19 protein-coding genes are annotated in these 18,477 nt (G+C 35.7%); 1 reads left to right on the top strand and 18 read right to left on the bottom strand.

Features of this window, described 5'->3' with window-relative positions; all coding sequences use genetic code 11:
* The 7 genes from CFK40_RS04235 to CFK40_RS04205 form a co-directional block, all read right to left on the bottom strand.
* Positions 1-1,275, bottom strand: coding sequence for a TRAP transporter large permease (locus CFK40_RS04235; protein WP_089530883.1), 1,275 nt, complete (start codon positions 1,273-1,275; stop codon positions 1-3).
* On the bottom strand, positions 1,272-1,730 hold the full coding sequence (locus CFK40_RS04230; RefSeq protein ID WP_089530881.1) for a TRAP transporter small permease: 459 nt from the start codon (positions 1,728-1,730) through the stop codon (positions 1,272-1,274). Before CFK40_RS04230 ends, CFK40_RS04235 begins: the two co-directional genes overlap by 4 nt.
* 57 nt (positions 1,731-1,787) lie before the next feature.
* A complete protein-coding gene (locus tag CFK40_RS04225; RefSeq protein ID WP_089530880.1) occupies positions 1,788-2,783 on the bottom strand; it encodes a TRAP transporter substrate-binding protein in 996 nt (331 codons plus the stop codon).
* A 15-nt stretch (positions 2,784-2,798) separates the two neighbouring features.
* A complete protein-coding gene (locus CFK40_RS04220) occupies positions 2,799-3,596 on the bottom strand; it encodes a carbon-nitrogen family hydrolase (RefSeq protein WP_089530878.1) in 798 nt (265 codons plus the stop codon).
* Positions 3,593-4,291, bottom strand: coding sequence for a DUF2848 family protein (locus tag CFK40_RS04215; RefSeq protein ID WP_089530876.1), 699 nt, complete (start codon positions 4,289-4,291; stop codon positions 3,593-3,595). The genes CFK40_RS04220 and CFK40_RS04215 overlap by 4 nt, the downstream gene beginning before the upstream one ends.
* A gap of 48 nt (positions 4,292-4,339) precedes the next feature.
* Positions 4,340-5,008: a GntR family transcriptional regulator gene (locus tag CFK40_RS04210; RefSeq protein ID WP_227001858.1), complete on the bottom strand. Its 669-nt coding sequence runs from the start codon at positions 5,006-5,008 to the stop codon at positions 4,340-4,342.
* 363 nt (positions 5,009-5,371) lie between these two features.
* A complete protein-coding gene (locus CFK40_RS04205; RefSeq protein ID WP_089530875.1) occupies positions 5,372-5,935 on the bottom strand; it encodes a sigma-70 family RNA polymerase sigma factor in 564 nt (187 codons plus the stop codon).
* A 572-nt stretch (positions 5,936-6,507) separates the two neighbouring features.
* On the opposite strand from CFK40_RS04205, the gene CFK40_RS04200 reads away from it, so the two are divergent.
* Positions 6,508-7,101 (top strand): hypothetical protein, encoded by a 594-nt coding sequence (locus CFK40_RS04200; protein WP_089530873.1) that lies wholly within the window; start codon positions 6,508-6,510, stop codon positions 7,099-7,101.
* Between the two features lie 314 nt (positions 7,102-7,415).
* On the opposite strand, the gene CFK40_RS04195 is transcribed toward CFK40_RS04200, so the two are convergent.
* The 11 genes from CFK40_RS04195 to CFK40_RS04145 all read right to left on the bottom strand — a co-directional run bounded on the left by CFK40_RS04195 (position 7,416) and on the right by CFK40_RS04145 (position 18,370).
* Positions 7,416-9,389, bottom strand: coding sequence for a sodium:solute symporter family protein (locus CFK40_RS04195; RefSeq protein ID WP_089530870.1), 1,974 nt, complete (start codon positions 9,387-9,389; stop codon positions 7,416-7,418).
* An 11-nt stretch (positions 9,390-9,400) separates the two neighbouring features.
* Positions 9,401-10,165 carry a cyclase family protein gene (locus tag CFK40_RS04190; protein WP_089530869.1) on the bottom strand — a complete coding sequence of 255 codons (765 nt, stop codon included), beginning with the start codon at positions 10,163-10,165 and terminating at the stop codon, positions 9,401-9,403.
* A gap of 17 nt (positions 10,166-10,182) precedes the next feature.
* Positions 10,183-10,995 carry a beta-keto acid cleavage family enzyme gene (locus CFK40_RS04185; RefSeq protein WP_089530867.1) on the bottom strand — a complete coding sequence of 271 codons (813 nt, stop codon included), beginning with the start codon at positions 10,993-10,995 and terminating at the stop codon, positions 10,183-10,185.
* A gap of 97 nt (positions 10,996-11,092) precedes the next feature.
* Entirely contained in the window at positions 11,093-11,899 is an 807-nt protein-coding gene (locus CFK40_RS04180; RefSeq protein ID WP_152640098.1) for a TrmB family transcriptional regulator, read from the bottom strand.
* A gap of 923 nt (positions 11,900-12,822) precedes the next feature.
* On the bottom strand, positions 12,823-13,791 hold the full coding sequence (locus CFK40_RS04175) for a carbohydrate kinase family protein (protein WP_089530864.1): 969 nt from the start codon (positions 13,789-13,791) through the stop codon (positions 12,823-12,825).
* 151 nt (positions 13,792-13,942) lie between these two features.
* On the bottom strand, positions 13,943-14,425 hold the full coding sequence (locus tag CFK40_RS04170) for an ureidoglycolate lyase (protein ID WP_161493822.1): 483 nt from the start codon (positions 14,423-14,425) through the stop codon (positions 13,943-13,945).
* 20 nt (positions 14,426-14,445) lie between these two features.
* Complete coding sequence (locus CFK40_RS04165) at positions 14,446-15,204, bottom strand: BtpA/SgcQ family protein (RefSeq protein WP_089530861.1); 759 nt, start codon at positions 15,202-15,204, stop codon at positions 14,446-14,448.
* A 70-nt stretch (positions 15,205-15,274) separates the two neighbouring features.
* Positions 15,275-16,096 (bottom strand): energy-coupling factor ABC transporter ATP-binding protein, encoded by an 822-nt coding sequence (locus CFK40_RS04160; RefSeq protein WP_089530859.1) that lies wholly within the window; start codon positions 16,094-16,096, stop codon positions 15,275-15,277.
* Positions 16,097-16,101: 5 nt separating this feature from the next.
* On the bottom strand, positions 16,102-16,947 hold the full coding sequence (locus tag CFK40_RS04155; RefSeq protein WP_089530858.1) for an energy-coupling factor ABC transporter ATP-binding protein: 846 nt from the start codon (positions 16,945-16,947) through the stop codon (positions 16,102-16,104).
* Positions 16,944-17,729 carry an energy-coupling factor transporter transmembrane component T gene (locus CFK40_RS04150; protein ID WP_089530856.1) on the bottom strand — a complete coding sequence of 262 codons (786 nt, stop codon included), beginning with the start codon at positions 17,727-17,729 and terminating at the stop codon, positions 16,944-16,946. The genes CFK40_RS04155 and CFK40_RS04150 overlap by 4 nt, the downstream gene beginning before the upstream one ends.
* 59 nt (positions 17,730-17,788) lie before the next feature.
* Entirely contained in the window at positions 17,789-18,370 is a 582-nt protein-coding gene (locus tag CFK40_RS04145; RefSeq protein WP_089530854.1) for a hypothetical protein, read from the bottom strand.
* Positions 18,371-18,477: the final 107 nt, after the last annotated feature.

The following is an 18,477-nucleotide window of genomic DNA, read 5'->3' as shown; positions in this document are numbered from 1 at the left end:
CTATTCAAGTAGTCCTACAGGAAATAAAATCAGTTCTGGCAAATAAGTAACGATTATTAGAACAATAATCAATATTGCAACTTGTGGAAATAAGTATTTAAACATCTTTGGTACTTTTATCTTTGCGATAGATGATGTTACAAATAAACACACACCTAGGGGTGGCGTAACCATACCAATAGTAAGGTTAACTGCTAACACAATCCCAAAATGAACTGGGTCTATACCAGCTGCTAAAACTAATGGTAAGAACAGTGGAGTAAATATAGAAACAGCACTTATCGTATCGATGAAAGTACCAGAAATTAATAAAACTATATTTATTACAAGTAGTAAAATAATAGGATTATCAGATACTGGACCCATCAATTCTATAAGTTGATTTGGTATTTGGTTAAATGATAAAAACCATATAAATAAAGATGCTGTTCCAATTAAAAATACGATCGTTGCTGTAGTTTTGGCTGTATCTAACATGATTTTCCATAAATCTTTTATCGATATCTCCCTGTAAACGAATAAACCTATTACTAATGAATAAAATACTGCTACAACCCCAGATTCAGTAGGTGTGAAAATGCCAGAGACTATACCACCAATTATGATAATCGGCATAAGTAATGCCAATACTGCATCTTTAGCCCCCACAATTACTTCCTTAAAGGTAGCTTTCCTATCACTAGATCGATAGTTCTTTTTCTTACCAATGTAGTAACTGTATCCCATTAAGCCTAAGCCCATTAATAAACCAGGGATTACTCCAGCAATGAACAAATCACCTATTGAAACGCTTGCAATTACTCCGTACAAAATCAATACTATACTAGGTGGTATGATAGGCCCGATTGTAGATGAAGTAGCTACAAGACTTGCTGAAAAACGGGGATCATACCCTTCTTTATTCATTGCGGGAATCATCATCCCTCCAATAGCAGCTGCTGCAGCAATTGCTGTACCGGTTAAAGCCGAGAAAAATATACTGGATAGAACTACTACCATAGCTAGTCCACCAGGAAGAGGACCTACGATAGTTTTCGAAAAATCGATTAAACGTTTCGAAATTCCCCCTTTTGTCATAATTTCACCTGCAAGAATAAATAGAGGTACTGCTACAAGGGTGAAATTGTCTATCCCACTAAAAACCTTTCTTGGCACATTTATTAATAACTCGATATCAGTTAGCATGATTCCGAAAATAGATACGGCTCCTAATGCAAAGGCAATTGGAACTCTTAGTAAAATTAGAATAAATAATAATACAACTAACCAAATCATGTGAACACCTTCTTAATGTGGAAGTATAGCATGAATAGTGCACTTATAGGGACTGCCATGTATACGTAAGCTTTTTTCACTGGAAGAATTCCAAGAATTTGACCTGAAGCAAAATTTTCCATTACTAATATATACCCATAGTATATAAGCACAATGATTAAAACCCCTACAACTATAAACTCTACCGTTTTTAAGATTCTTGAAAACCATTTAGAAGGATTATCGTATAGATCAACAGTTAGATGCTCTTTATTTTTAATCGCAAGCGCAGATCCAAACAGAATGCTATAAACAAAACAAATCATTAAAACCTCTTGTGACCAACTTAGCGGTTGTTGCAGGGCATAACGATAAACTACTTGTAAAAAGGTAATTATTACTGTTGCCGATAAAGCTATCGTTGTAATTGTCTCTAATAATTTCCCAAGAAACGTATCAAATTTATTAAGTAACATTGAATCACAACCCTTTGTAAAAGCAGCCCATAATGCTTGTATTATGGGCTACTCTATTTATTGTTCTTTGATTCTATCAATTAGCTCTTGCGGGACTTCTTCACTAACTGCATCTTTTACATTTTTAGTCGCCTCACGAAAAGCCTCACGGTCAGGTTCAGTAATGATTACGTCATTTTCTTTTAATGTTTGTTTAATCTCTTCTTCTTTGTCGGCAAGAAATTGTCTTTGATAATCTGTAGTTTCTTTAACAGCACTTTGTACAGCCTTTTTATGATCTTCACTTAAACCATCAAAAAAACTTTCATTCATTACTACAATGGCTGGTGAATAAGTATGTGAAGTAAGAGAAATATACTTTTGTACCTCATAGAATTTCATTGAATTTATTGTTGGTAAAGGATTTTCCTGTCCATCTACTACACCTTGATCAAGAGCCGAATATAATTCATTAAATGCGACAGGTGTTGGGCTTGCACCTATAGCCTTCATGTGTGTTTCCCATACAGGAGCAGGTTGAACGCGAATTTTTAACCCTTCCGCATCAGCTGGTGTAACAATTTCTCTTTGGTTATTTGTTAGATGTCTAAATCCAACTTCCCAATATCCCAAACCCTTAAGGCTATTTTCACTAGTCATTTTTAATAAATCTTTCCCTATCTCACCATCAAGCACACTGTACACATGTTCTCTATCAATGAATAAATATGGTATCCCGAAAACATTCATTTCTGGAACAGTATTTGCGAAAGAACTATCCGCAGCTACTGTTGTCATTTCAACAGATCCCCCTATCACTTGTTCGATAACATCCGCTTCACTTCCAAGGGTAGCATTAGGATGAATTTCAATTTGTAACTCCCCATCTGTTTTTTCATCAACCAATTCCTTGAATTTTTTAGCAGCAATATGATACTGATGAGTTTCAGATCCTGAATGGGCCAACTTAATAGTCTTGCTTTCCCCACTGCTTTCACCCGAACTTGAATCTGAACAAGCAGCTAAAATTATAGCGAACATTGCGACAACTGTTAACATAATTATCTTTTTCATTTTTTTCTCCCCTTTCTAATTCTCTTTTTTATATAAATGAGGTACCCTACTTGAAAATATTGGGACATCATTCCTAACTTGAATAACTTTTTCTAGGTCTAAGGATACTCGTAACGATTCTTCGTTTGACTCTGAACCTTCTAGCAAAATATCTCCCCAAGGATTAATTACCATTGAATTCCCACAGAAGGAAACCCCGTCATAACTCCCAATTCTGTTGCATGAAACAACATACATTTGGTTCTCGATAGCTCTTGCAATTTGAAGATATCTCCAATGGGAGGTACGTGCGCTTGGCCATTCAGCAACAATATGCAATACCTGGGCTCCTTCTAACGCAAGCGAACGAATCACTTCTGGAAAACGAAGATCATAACATATGATTACTCCCATTTTGACTCCCTCGAGCTCAAATACTTCAGGAACAGCCTTACCCACAGACAAAAAGTTATGTTCATTTAACATAGGCACTAGATGAACTTTGTCATATTCATAAACTAACTCTCCTGATCGGTTATAAACAAAAGAAGAATTGTAAAACTTACCATCAACTTTATTTGTAACTGAACCACCAATTATGTTTACATTGAGTTTTTTTGCTAATTCTCGTAAAAAACTCTTGGACGGTTCTCCATTTTGGTCAGCATATTGTTCAAGTGAATCAAGTGTATATGCGGTGGTCCATAATTCCGGCAAAACTATTGTATCGGGATTACTATTTCTCACCTCCTCCTCCATCCACTCTTGAACCTTTCGCCTGTTTTCGCTTGGATTTCCAGGCACTATATCCATTTGATAAATTGAATACTTCATGACTCTCCCCCTCCTGAAATGTCTTTAATATCATAATAAGTTTCAATATATTCACTATTAATTGGATCAGTTAGTTGCATTTTAAACTTATCGCCATACTTAAACCCGTCAAGCAAAGGCACTGTACCAGAAAATATCACACTATTTTTTAATTTCACTTTTTTATTTTGAAGATAATTTTGTATTTCTTCTAAACTGATAATAGAAGAAATAGGATTTTTTTGATATTCCAGCCAATTACCATTATCGTAAACTTGGGAAGATAACTCTAATTCATCCCAATGACTTAAAACATTATCAATTTTCCAGGCTTTGGAGGCACACGGCTTATCACAAACTTGTTTTGATTTATTAATATCGACAGCCTCTAACGATCGATCAGTATGATCACTACCCACACTTAGATATACTTCATCTTCTGAATCTCCAAAAATTAATACAATCTCAGCTTCTCCACTCGTGTTTCCACCAAGAACTTCAATTTTATTACCCTGACTTAAGCTGCTTGTCCGCACCGGGAATAAGGTTGGAACTTCTAATGGTTCTGGAATACCGATTTCAGCAAGCTCTTTTATATGTTCCATTGTTTTTTCTTTGTTTCTACCTGTGTATCCAATGCAATAAACCGAATCCACCTTGATATTCTTAATTTCCCCATCTACTTCAAATGGATAAAGTGATTTCTCTTTGTTCATGATAAATCCCCCTCATATGGTAACGCTTTCTTAAATTAATAAAAAAATTTAATTCGTTTTTACCGTCTTTACAATTTCTTTTGTAATCTCCAAATGTTCTTTCATCAATTGCGCTGCTTTATCACCATCATTTATTTCTAACGATTGAATAATTTCCTTGTGTTCTTTCAACACTTCTCTCATTCTTCCATCTTTCATAAGAGCATGATGACCAATTAGTCTTGTTAGATTGTACATATCCTGTAACAACTGACTTAAGATATTTTGATTTGCGAATTCTAATATTTGTTGATGAAATAGTTGATCTAATTCAATATATCTTACTCGATCGTCTTCTTTCATCGAAGTTTCTTGATTTCCTACAATTTCTAATAACTCAACTATCTGTTCTTTAGTTACTGTTGAAGCAAGCTTTTTTAATCCTTCTGATTCAATAGCTGATCGCAAGAAAATAATTTGATCTTTTTCATTTTCTGTAATTTCTCTAACGTGAAATCCTTTTCTTGGTATATGAACTAATAAACCTTCTTTTGTTAAATCAGCAACAGCTTCTCTAATAGGAGTTCTTGAGGTTTCTAGTGCTTCAGAAAGCATTGTTTCCGTTAGTATCTCCTGATTATTAATAGAACCAATTAAAATTGCCGTTTTCAGTTTTTCATATACAATTTCTTTTGTAGTTTTATTCTTTTTAATAGGTTGTATCCTCAATTTTTCCATATACTAACCTCTCTTTGTATGATGTATACATAATACATTATACTTCACAGAATTGTCAATACTAGACAAAAAATTATAAATGGTTTATTGTTTTTAGTTCATTAATAGTTAATTTGGGCTTTCCAATGTAAAGTCCAACTGGTTGATCAACCAGTTGGACCGACGAACTATATTTGACTACATTGTAATCGATATAGGCTTTTCACTAGTGTATGATTTTGGTGGTGTAAAGCCCATCCATAAAAGACAACGCAAATGGTCTTCTAGTGTTTCACCTATGTATTGAATGGCTTATTCGTGATAATCAATTTTCTTCTTTATCTTGTGTTTGAATCCTTCATCCAGAAAACCAACACCCAGCACCTAATCCAACCCCCTCATCAACTCCTTCAAACCCGCTTCTCTCAATCTCTTCCTCGCCCGTTTTCCATGGCTCTTCACGGCTTCAACCGTCGTACCTTCTTGTTCAGCAATTTCCTTCATTGACATATTTAAAATAATGTAGTGATACACCCAGCTCCATTGACTTTCTGTTACTAATGACTTTACATGCTCCCAAATCATCGTAGACGAATCATCAATTGGTATGTCCGTAATATCCGGAATAAGTGCATTGCTTTTGCGGATGCGATTACTGTTATACGTTCTGTTTCCTATCTCTTGCACACATGCACCTTCGTTCTGTTGTTCTCTTGACTTTTTACGCATTAAATCAATTAAACGATTTTTGATCGTATAGTTGAAGTAAGTTGACATGACGCCTTTATCCGGTTCATACGTTTTATAGGCATTCCACATGGCGAAAAGTCCTTCCTGGTAAAACTCTTGGTGGGGATCATTAATACGTAACTTATGAATATGGTAATGAATTCTCCGCTGATTTTGCTCAAAAATTGCTTCAAACGTAAATTGATTATTCTTATCCATTCTTTCTCCCCCAGCGAGTTACTAATACTCTTTTACTTCTATAATCGAAGAAGGTACCCCATTTGGTGGCATGTAAATAAAAAATACTTAAAAAATAAAAAATCCCTTCATTTTCTAGGGCGAAAAATAAAAATTAAATATCATGGAGAATTCGGTAATACCCTTGCAAAGAAATCTGTGTTATTCTCGTTTTTATGCTGCAACTTCCCGTAATTTTCTCCCACACCCATAATCGATTACTCTGTTCACATTGGTGACGCATCTATTAAAAAATATTGAAATACCCTCGCGCATTTCTTCTTTTCTTATTCTCTTCTTCTCTTTTGTTTTATTTATTGTTTAAGTATGGTCCTAAATGGGTCCAGCAATAGTCAAGCAATGGGTCAAGAATGGGTCCGCGATTTGAATATTATCACCATCCAACAATTCACCACAGACTTCCATAACCAAGCGCCAAAATAGAATTTTCACTAGTAGTCTTTCATCCTTCTGTACCTTGTAAAATAATGATGGGTAAAAAAAGGGTTTTCCCTCCTTGTGTCGAATAGGCTAGATAGAAGGAGGAAGAGTTTATGGAAAAAAAAGAATTACAAAAAGACCTTCTTTTTTGGCGTGATATTAGATTGAAGGATTGGCGAGAATCATATGAACATTTTATAGAATTAACAAATGATGAAAATATGTTAATTATTGTACTAAGGGCACATCTATATTTAGAAAGAGAAATCAATGAATTATTAAGTAAGGTATCTTTAAATGGAAAATTATTAGAAGTTCAATTTTCCCATAAAATAGATTTGGTGAAATCATTAGGTGTTGTAGATGAAGAACTAATACCTCCAATAGGAAAATTGAATAAGATTAGAAATCAATATGCTCATGATTTAGAATTTGAAGTTACACAAAAAGATTACCAAGACCTTTTATCTACATTGAGCAAAAAAGAGAAGGCTCATTTTGAAGAGGAATTGATAAATTTTTATAAAAAATACCCTGAGGAAAATAAAAAATTAACAAATAATTTTAGAGTTCTTTTAGGATCAATATGGGGTGCTGTAAAAATTAAAAATTTATACTTCTTTTACTATTATCAGACTTTATCTAAGTCTATTGCAGAAAAAGAAGGTGAAAGGATAAGGCACGAAGTAAGCAAGCACAGAAACTAAAATAATTTATTAAAAGGTAAGCGTCAAATAGAAACCACATATTAATTGTAAGTCTGTCATGAGATAATCTTCTTATCAATTAATAAGGAAAAAAGAATAGAATGGAAATTACGTTTTGATGCCTGGAAAGAAAGTAGCTTTGGTATAGCTAAGTGGTTCCGAGAACATAAACTTAACGAACCTCAATTGTATTAAAGCCTTATCGGGACTTCTCATCTAAAGAAACGAAACTTATCGAGTTATCAAATACACCAACAGTGATGAGTGAGTAACCTCCTCACTGTTGGTGTTTACTAGTTCTCAAACAATTGTTATCATCCTATGAACTTATATTTATCTAAAACTGCCTTGCCAGCCTCATTAATATTGATCTGCCTTTTCCATAGACCGCTTTCTTTTAAATATCCCTGTTTAATTAACTTTGAAACAATTACAGAAACCTTTAATGAATCCATGTCTGTCTCCTCTACATACTTATTGAATTCTGTTACTCCTAGCCCTATTTTTCGCAAAATAGTCAGATCCTCCACCATTAAAAATTCTTCAACTCTTTCATCTGAATCCATGTTTCGATTGATATATTCTGATCCTGCTTCGGTCAAATTAAAACTATAGAAACCTGGTCCCGTATAGTTACTCCGGTAAATTAACCTAGTTTGATCCAGCTTTTCAACAAGTTTATTGCTTACCGAAGAATCTACTCCAAGCATATCCGAAACTTCAGCCATTGTGTTATAACCTGAAGATATAAGTTTTAATACTTCTTTTTCCTGTTCATTGAGTTTAAACAGTTCTGCAGTAGGCTCTTCTTTTAGTTTCCAATTTGCCTTACCATAATAATTCGGGATAGTCATTAAACTCACAGTAACGGTGAATAATACAGTAACAAATAGTCCAACTACACCAACATGCGTATATTGGCTTATTGAAAATATTCCTAACAAATCTAACAAGGTAAGTAACGCTGTTATCCCAATTCCTAGAACAGCCCCATAAAATGCTCCCTGTTTTGATGTGCGTTTCCACCATATTCCTAAAAACACTAAAACAGAAGGTGGTCCTAACCACGCTGTTGCAAAAGCGAATAGATATAATGGCCCACCTGGGTAAAAGCAAAATAACCAAACTAATATTCCTAAGCCTACTGTTATTAGCTTTGAAGGTAAAGTAAGCTCTTTAGGTGTTGCCGTTGGTTTTATGTGACGTTGGTAAATATCTCTTACTGCTGTGCCAGAGGCCCCTATTAAAGCCGTTGTAGAAGTAGAGATAGACGCGGCGAGTGACCCCATAAGAGCAAGTGCTGCTACAGCTATTGGTAATCCTTTCAGAACAACTCCAAATGCAGCCATTGGTGAAACGCTACCACCATTAGGAGTGAAAATTTCAGGGAATGACGAACCAGCATATAATCCTGTTATTGTAAGAATTAAATAGGGTACCGCTGCCAATAAAATAACTGCAAATACAAATGATAATTTTGCAGTTTTTTCAGTTCTGGTAGATGATACTCGTAGCCAGTAATAATTGTTTCCCCATACTAGGAAACAGGCAAATAGGATAAAAAAGGTTAATAGACTAGGATATTGCAAGGAAAAGATACTTAACTGATCCCCAGTAAATCCGTGTGTCCAATAACTTAAATCACTCGGCCAGTTATTCTTAATAAAGTTAAATCCGCCGAATTCTATTAACAACGAAAGTAGCATTGCCGGGAGCGCAACTAAACCAATACACATTTGAAGAAAGTCAGTCAATGTTACAGCCCAGAAGCCCCCAATATAAGTGAATAACAAAAACAATAAAAAGATTGCGGAGAGGGTCCAGATTAAAGACCAACCAGTAAAACCGTTAACAACTATAGCCATGGAAACCACGTTATTTGCCATAATTCCAAGTAGGCCTAGTATACTCGCGATAGTTACTAGTACCCTCGTTCTTGAATCAAACCTCATTTCAAGCCATTCAGGTAGTGTGTGTGCACCGGATCTGCGAATATAAGGTGCAAAGAAAATTCCATAAAGGGCTAATCCACCAAAAAGATAAGCAAAACCGAAACCATATGATCCCCAAAAACCATATAAAACAGCTAGCCCTGGCCCAAGTGTAATGATGGTACCAGCAAACCCTATTGCTGCAACTCCAAAGACGTTAATTATTAAACCAACTTCTCTACCAGCTAATAAGTAGTCGTTCGAATTTTTTACCCATTTTCTCGTTATCCAGCCACCATACAGCAGTACAATAAAAAAGATTAAAAAGTAAATAAGAAACACTGAATTAAAACTCATCAATATCCCCCCTATTCAATAATTGCTACAGGTCTCGCCCATCCGGCACTTGCCTTTTCAATTTTCACAGGAAAAACAGCTACCTTAAATCCATAGGGCTTAGGAATTTGATCAAGGTTAGCTAACTTTTCGATTTGACAATATTCCTTTTCCTGCCCTACAAAGTGAGCTGCCCATAAAACACCATCTCTTGGATTCTTTTTATATTCTTCAGCCTGCAAATGGAAAGGTATGTCCCAGCCCCAACCGTCAATCCCCATAACTTTTATCCCCTGATCTATTAACCAATGGGTAGCTTCAGCGGAAACACCTGAATGGGCATTGAAATAATTATCTTCAAAAATCTTTTTGTCTGCATCGGTCCGAATTAAAACAATATCATAAGGCTTTAGTTCATAATTCAACTCTTTAAGTTTTTGTTTTAGATCTTCAGTTGTAATCTCATAGCCTGGCTCTTTTTTATGAAAATCAAATAAAACGCCCGATCCGTAGAACCATTCAAGTGGAAGTTCATCAATTGTTCTCGATGGTTTCCCGTCTGTTGTTGGCCAGTAATGCCAAGGTGCATCAACATGTGTACCTGTATGAGTACTTAATGTTACGGTTTCTACCGCCCATGCTTTATTTTCGGGAAAATCATTTGGTTCTAACTCAAACATCTTTGCAGCCTGTTCGGCTCCTTGTTCATGCTTGCAATAGTCAACTTTAGCAGGAAGTGGTTCCTTAACTCTCTCGCTTATCGGTACGCTTAAATCAATGATCTGAAAACTACTCATTAGATATCCCCCCAAATTTAGTTTAATCCTAAGATCTTTCTCGCTTCACTTACATCCGCCACCTCCCTTTCTAATTCATCAGAAATACGAACAATTCTATCGATAAATTGAGCATTTGTTGTTGCCAATTCATTCTTTTTGTAATAGACGTTATCTTCCATCCCAATACGTACATGTCCGCCTAGTGTGATCCCCAAAGTATTCATGACCAATTGGTGTTTTCCAATCCCTATTACAGACCAGGTAGATCCAGGTGGAATACTATCTATCAAATGGATGAGATTTTTTGGTGTGGCAGTCATACCACCTGGTACTCCCAAAACAAATTGAAAATGAAAAGGAGGTTTAATAAGTCCTTTTTTCGCAAGCATCAAGGCATTGTTAATCATCCCTGAATCAAATATTTCAATTTCGGGTCTAACCTCATGTTCATTCATCTTTTTTGACAGTTTCTCTAGAAAAGGAGGGGAATTCAGAAAAACTGAGGAACCAAAATTCATCGATCCGGCGTCTAATGATGCAAACTCTGGCTGTAATTCACAAACCTTTAATCGATCCTCCTCTTTTAAATTTAGCCCTCCTGAAGAAGTAAGATTAATAATAATGTCACATTTTTCCTTAATTCGTTCAACGGTTTCCCTGAAACTCTCAAAATCCATTGACGGGTCCCCATTTTTATCTCTAACATGAATATGCGCAATCGATGCACCTGCTTTATACGAATCGAACACTTCACTCGCTATTTCTGTTGGTGTAATAGGAAGATATGGCGAGTTATCCCTTGTTGTAACGGCCCCAGTTGTTGCTACAGTAATTATTAGCTTTTCCATGAAAGTCCTCCTTGGTTAGGTAATTTTACTCATTATCAATACTTGCTCCAAATTGCAGACCCTTTCAATTTTATACTTATGGATTATGTTTTCGATATCAAAAGTCTCTAATTAGATGCTCAAGTTCATTTCCATATCTCTGTTTCATCACCCCCTCGAAGTCGTCGAGCATTCGGTTGACGTAAATGTCATGACGGATATAATTTCGTGTAGTTGAAATTGTTACAGGATGACCTGACACAACCGCATGAGGTGAATCGTTTAGTGACTGAAGTACAATAGCTTTGGAATGATCAATTACAATCGAAAGTTCCCCTCCATGACGAAAAAGCACTGTTTTACCGCCATAATGTTTAAAGTTACGCCATAGTACCTCTCTGTCACTGTCGTCAAAAGCTAAGGTTACAATATTAACACCACGATTGTGTGCCTCAGTAAGGGGTTCTATTAAAACATCGAGTTCAGTACACCAACAGCTCATTACAATTTCAGATTTAGAGTTTTTGATTGAGGATTCAACTGCTTCCATAGCAGATGAGTAACCGCGAATCACAAACAGCTCTGTCCAATCTGTATCACTCATCGAGGATACTTCGACTAGCGCTTCCGAAAGAAAGGACATATTACCCGAAAATGATTTTTTCTTTTGGTTTAAAAGATCTTTATATGGAAGCGGGCTGTAACGAACTTTTTTTCCTTCCTCCCCTCCCGAGACCGTAAAAATAATTTCACGCTCTAGCATTTTTCGAACTGTTTCATAAACCTTAGGTGTCGGCACACCGGATAACTTGGCTATTGCATTTCCGTTTGCCGGATGAGAACGTAGGAGTCCAAGATAAATTTTAGCTTCGTATTCCGTAAATCCCAGCTTCTTTAAGCTGTCTACTACTTGTTTTAATTTCACGCAATTCACCTCTAAAATTATTTATACTACCCTGGTAGTAATTTAGAACTGCATCTTAACAATGATATTGTTTGAATTTGGCTTTCCTTTTTTAAAGACAAGTATCAAATACAAATAAAAAAGATCCAGTCGAACATTTGTTTAGTTCGCTTGGATCTTAAACCTTTATAAAATTATAGTGATTATCACACGGCTAATTTCACATTAACTTTATCTACCTAACTTGTAATTCCCTTTATTTCTCTGTTAACTGTTTCATTCAAATTTGATAGTACTGAGCCATCATCAAAAAGCTATTGCCTGCTACTCCAAACGAATCACAATCGTATCGGTGAAAGGCAATTTGAATGAAATCGGTAGGAGGTTAGAAAACCTTCTTGATAAACTTTTACAAAAAATGTTTACGGTTCCTATGAAAGAGAAGAAAGAAGACCATTCTATGAATCACTGATCATGCTTTCAGAGCTTTCTAGAACATCCATCGATTATTTACTCACCAGTAAGGAGTGTGTCCAGAGAAAAGAGGAACGTAAGGCCAATATCGAGGAAATGGAAGAGTTACTAAAGCTATTTGGTAAAAAATCAAATTGATAAGCCTTTCTTTTTGCAGTTGGATAAGTGGACTGTTTTTAGTGAGAACGATATGAAAGAAGTTAGTGATCATTTTGAGCGGATTTATTGTATGGCGAGGAAGGGGGAGGAATAAATAATTAATTGAATAGTGCGTTGCACTGGGCTCTTTTATTCAATCCGCATTTTCTTCATTACAGGGATGCTTTCTTTACTTTTTGAAAACTCACCCATTATAGAGTGCAGCTTTTTCAACACTATTTTTTATAATTTAATACCAGTTCCCCTATATTTTATTATTCAAAAAAAGACCTGTACATACTCTTTATGTACAGGTTTATAGCTATTGTCCTTTATCTCGACTCCAAAAATGACTGGTATTCTTCCCCAACTTCGAGTCCTTTTTCTTTCATAAAATCTATAACTGATTTACTTTTCGTTACACCTCCCCGTGGGCCCATCCTTGTAACAGCACGTGATGCTGCAGCATTTGCAAAGTTAGATACAGTATACAAATTACTACTTTTACTCATCGCGTAAATAAATGAACTGCAGAAAGTATCGCCAGCTCCTGTTACGTCAACAACTTCAACCGGAATTCCAGGTACATGTATTTTCTTTTCTCTAGTGTGGATGTTAGCACCATTTGCTCCCATTGTAACAGCTACTATTTCTATCCCGTATTCCAATAGTTTCAAGATAGCTTTTTCGTAAGAAGTTCCTTTTTGATATACACGAAAACCCATTTGATTAAAAAATACGATATCCATTTCTTTAATGTACTTCTCATCTCCAGGTTCAAGATGGGCCACATCAAGATCGCAAACAAACCTGGTGCCTAGAGATCTAGCCTCTTTAATAATGTCAATTGCCTCAAGCTGATTATACCTTAACCGCTTTATTTCCATGATGGTCGTGTAAATCAATTTGGCCCCTTTTATCGCCTCAAAAACTTCAGGTGTTATATCAATATAATTAATACCTAAATTTGGTATGAAAATAGTATGATCATTTTCCGTGAGAAATACAATTGTCTTCGAGTCAGGAAGGTTATCATCATACAATATATAACGCGTATCAATTCCACCCTCATCAAGGTTTTTTAACAATTTTCGGGTTACTTTTCCACTATTAAGAAGAGAAACAAAGAAAGTAGATTCACCGTATCCAGCGTATACACTAGCAGCATTAGCAATCATTCCACCTATATTTGGTTTTAATGTCTCAACAATCAACTTTTCACTGATATTTGGCCAATACGGTGCCTTATAATATTCATCAAGTGCCACATCTCCAACAAAAATAGAATATTCTCTTTTCATAATAACCCAGTTCCTCCTTGTTGGTGATATCTGTATCCTCACTTCCCGAGACCAGGTAGTATATCAAATCCTAAAGAAAAAACATTAGTTAGCATTCGCAATGGATACTAATCACTAAAACCAGTTGTTGCTCCCCCTAATGGATCAGATGTTAAATATACACTTCAACTGGCCCGGGGCTTATATCAACCCATTCATCTTCCACATCTTCACGCTCGGTAGCCATCCAATAGTAGTACACCGCTTTTCCAACTCCATGGCAGGCATCATGCCAAACACCCTTATTTAATACAACTACTTCTCCAGGTGACAAAATGAAAGCTTCCACGTCGGATGCAAGCGGATGTTCATTTCCACTACCAATTGCAATTGTGATAATCATCGAATCAGAAAGACAAAAAAGTGCCTCTTGCGTGTGAAGATGTCTTTCCATCTTATATGTCTTAGATGGTAGTTTTGATCCAAGAGTAAAACCTAGGTTCCCGATGGAATTAATCAATGGAGATATTGTTCGTACATCAGTAAAACTCTTTCCCTTTGTAATCGCAGTATCTTTGGTCCCATCCTTCATGTTATAATATCTGCCAAACTTCAAGAAATCGACAGATGAAACAGGAATAACTTTAATTTTCAATACATACATCCCCTATATTACTAATTAAGGTTATACATTTTTCTTAACCTTTCCACTTCATTCATAAACGCTTTGGCATTTTTCAAACTAACATTCCCATCGTCATTACCAGTATCCTTAAGATAACTACCCACTATAGCAGCGTCTGCAAGAGAAATCTGAGCAGCACAGTTTTCTACTGTTAAACCAGCGCCGACAATTAACGGAAAATTAGAACCCATAATGTCACGGAACTGATTGATTTTATTTAAATCCGTCTCTATCCCAGTTCCTTTACCCGTAACGACCATCGAGTCACATCGATCCATTCCTATGTGGAGATCCTCTTCCAAAGATCTACCAGATAAATAAGGTTGATATTTAAACCTAACCCCGCCAAGCACAGAGATATTTGTAGATTCACGTAAACTAGTTATATGTTTATGAAATCTACTATCATCAGCTGAGTTTAAATGCCCCGCCACAGAATCTATTTGGATATACTTAACCCCGTAACAATCAGCTAATTCAAATGCACTTTTATAGTCACCAAGTACATTAACACCATAAACGATATTGTTACGCTCCTTATGAAGATACTTTAGCACTTCTTCGACATTCGCTACACTACCAAAATAGTTTTCAACAATTAATCCATCTACACCACTCTCAATCAATAAATCTATTTCACATTTAGCAATTTTTAATCTTTCTTCATCATTATCACCTTTTAAATGGATCATAGCCAAAATTGGCTTTTCTACTTCAAATAAATCGAGGAAATTCCTTTTATGCTTCATTTTATCATCCCTCTAAACAGTTTCATTGAAATTCGCAACTAAGCGAATTCCTAATTATTCGGTGGGTCTCTTAATTCACACTTGGTTTTAGATTGTATGAAAGCTTTTCAACCATTTCATCTCTATATATGATATTTCCACCGATTCCCACCTTTTTTGCTAACTCGCCAATTTCAGGCTTTTTAATTTTTGCTTCTGCAACTACGGCCTCATGCCAAAAGATGTTTCTAGGTGTGTCATCAGCAATAATACGTTTGTTAGCCATAGCTATAACTCTAGTAAAGTTATTTGCAACAAACTCCATATCATGAGTAATTGTAATGACACTTTTCTGTTCTTCTTGCAGCAAGTCCATGAGTTCTATAAGTTTCTTAATTCCAATTAAATCTTGTCCTGCAGTAGGTTCATCGAGAATAAGATAGGGAGTATCGATGGCAAGTATCACCGCAATAGTTACAAATTTTCTAATTGAATAAGGGACATCAAAAGGGTTCATATCCAAATAATCCCCAATCCCTGTTAATTCTACAGCTCGTTCCACACGACGTTCAATATCTTTAGAAGGTAACTTTAAATAACGTAAAGTGTATTCAATTTCCGATTTCACACTGTTATTAAAAATTTGATCATCAGGATTCTGAAACACATAACCAACATAAGCAGAAATCTGGGCTACTGTTTTATCTTTTGTGTTAACCCCATCAACAAAAACATCCCCCTGTGTTGGTTTGTGCAACCCATTTATTAGTTTTACCGCTGTTGTTTTACCTGCCCCATTTTGACCAACAATTGCAACTCGCTCCCCCCTCCCGATTTGAAGATTTAGTTGCTCATTTGCTACGTAACCATTAGGATAGGCAAAAGTAACGTTTCTTAATTCAACAGACTTCATTTACGTCACCCCATTCTTTTCAAGATTTGTTCCCTTGCCTGTGACTTTGTAATAGCAAATTGTTCAAACGGTTCATTCGAAGTTTGCATATCATGGGATAATAAGGCAACCTGTGGAATACTGATGCCTATATTAAGCAATTCCCTATTGGAAATAATTTCACTTGTTTCACCACTATAAATCAACTCACCTTGATCAATAACTAGAACTTCATCTGCATACTCCGCAATTAAATCTATTTTATGTTCAACAAGTAAAATGGTTTTTCCCTGTTCCTTCAAGCCTTGAATAATTTTGAATACATCTGAAGTACCTTGTGGATCTAACTGAGACGTTGGTTCATCAATCACCAATATATCACTATCCATTGCTATTATGGATGCAAATGCGACCCGTTGGCGTTGCCCCCCCGAAAGTTTATTAGGGTCCTTTTCAACCAAATCTTCTATCCCAAGAAGTTTAATGACTTCTATTACACGATTAATCATTATTTCCTTTTCCACACCGAGATTTTCTAGTCCTAGTGCGATTTCCTCAAAAACAGTTTCCTTTATACCACTAATTTGTGTAAAAGGGTTTTGAAATATATAACCAATAGTTGTAGCCAGCACACTACTATCCCAATCTCGGATGTCTTTACCCTCTATTAAAACTTCTCCAGTTAACTCGCCATCATAAAAGTTTGGAATAAGGCCCTTAATCAAATTACAAAGTGTTGTTTTTCCACCACCATTGGGCCCTATAATCCCATAAAGTTTTCCTTTTTCAAATGTATAACTAATTTCCTTTAGTACAACATCCTTACTTAAGGGATATTTATAAGAGATATCTTTTAATTCTATATAGCTCATGCTATAAACCTCCAAACCACAAATGCAATAACAATAAGATCTACCATTACCACCGTAACCTTTTCCCAAACTGGAACAGGACGAAGAAAGCGTAAATGTGAATTTGTACCAGAAGCAGAGAAAGCTCTAGCATCCATTGCGATTGATTTTTCCTCTGCACCTGAAATTGCCCCTAAAAATAATGGGCTTAATACAGGAATAAATGCACGTACCCTTGTCAACATATTCCCCTCTGTCTCTATCCCTCTTGATTTCTGCGAGTCCATTATAACTTTTGACTTATCCTTCAGATCGATTATAGACTGAAAGGATGAAAGAATAATATAACTTACGGTGTGTGGTACACCTATTCTTTCTAACGCGTAGGTCAAGTCCTTGACTTTAATTGTCACACTGCAAAGTACCAGCAAACCACAAACAACTAACATGATGGTGCCATATCGAATTCCCAAGTTTACTCCTTCTTGAGTAATGTTGATAATTCCGAATTTAAATAACGTAGTTTCCCCTGGCCAGAACAATGCCCGAAGGATGAAAAAGAAAGGTCCAATAATCAGACCTAGTTTTAAAAATGGTCCGATAAACTTTTTAAAAGAACCTGCTATCATTGACAGTATTATATACAATATTGTAATACCTACACTAGCTTGCCAATATGAATAAAAGATTGGAATAAACACTAGAATGATTATAATGTTTAGTTTGTTTAATGGATTTAAATCTAAAAACCAATTCCCAGTAAGCTGCGGTTTTCTATATGAATTAATGAATCCCTCATCCATTTTAATCCCCTTTCCAACAACATTTTTGTCTAACTCTTTATCCTAACTAACTAAGGTGCCTAGCCCGCCTTTAAAAATATACGACCTTGTGGAAGTTTCACCAGTGTCTTCCGAGGTATATTCTTAATAATTAGATAGACTATAAAAGCCGTCGGAACTTTGTCGATAATATCTGCTGACATATTTGAAATTAATGCACTGACCCAAACTGGTAGACCCGATGACATCAATATTCCTGCAATTACCCCCGTACCACTAATGCCGAAGCCATTAAACAGAAAATATGATATTAAAGTACCTGATACGCCAGCAAGGATACCAATTAACACACCTCCCAATAACGTTTTCCATAAAACGGTAAATACACCCTTTTTACCTAGGTATCCAGCTAGCAAACCTACTAAAAGGTAATTGGTGAGGTAGAAAAGAGTTTGCGGATTTGTAATGGAAATACTAAGACATGTAATCAAGCCTACAATCATACCAGGTATTCCCCCACAAATTGCACCTATTGTAAAAGTACCTATTGAATCTAGAAATAATGGCAGTTTTAACAATACTGCAATTTGACCACCGACAAAATTCACAGCAATTCCAATGGGAATTAAAAAAATAATTAAACCTAGTTTATTGTTTTTCATAATTAATTCTCCCTTCCGTAAATTCAGATAATTGTTTGCGCAATAGCAGTTGTTTTATATTACTATTAACTTTTCTGATTCTAAGTTCAGCTGTACTATATATTGAC

It is taken from the genome of Virgibacillus necropolis (assembly GCF_002224365.1).
GTDB classification, from domain to species: domain Bacteria; phylum Bacillota; class Bacilli; order Bacillales; family Amphibacillaceae; genus Virgibacillus_F; species Virgibacillus_F necropolis.
This window is presented reverse-complemented; position numbering and strand designations above follow the sequence as displayed.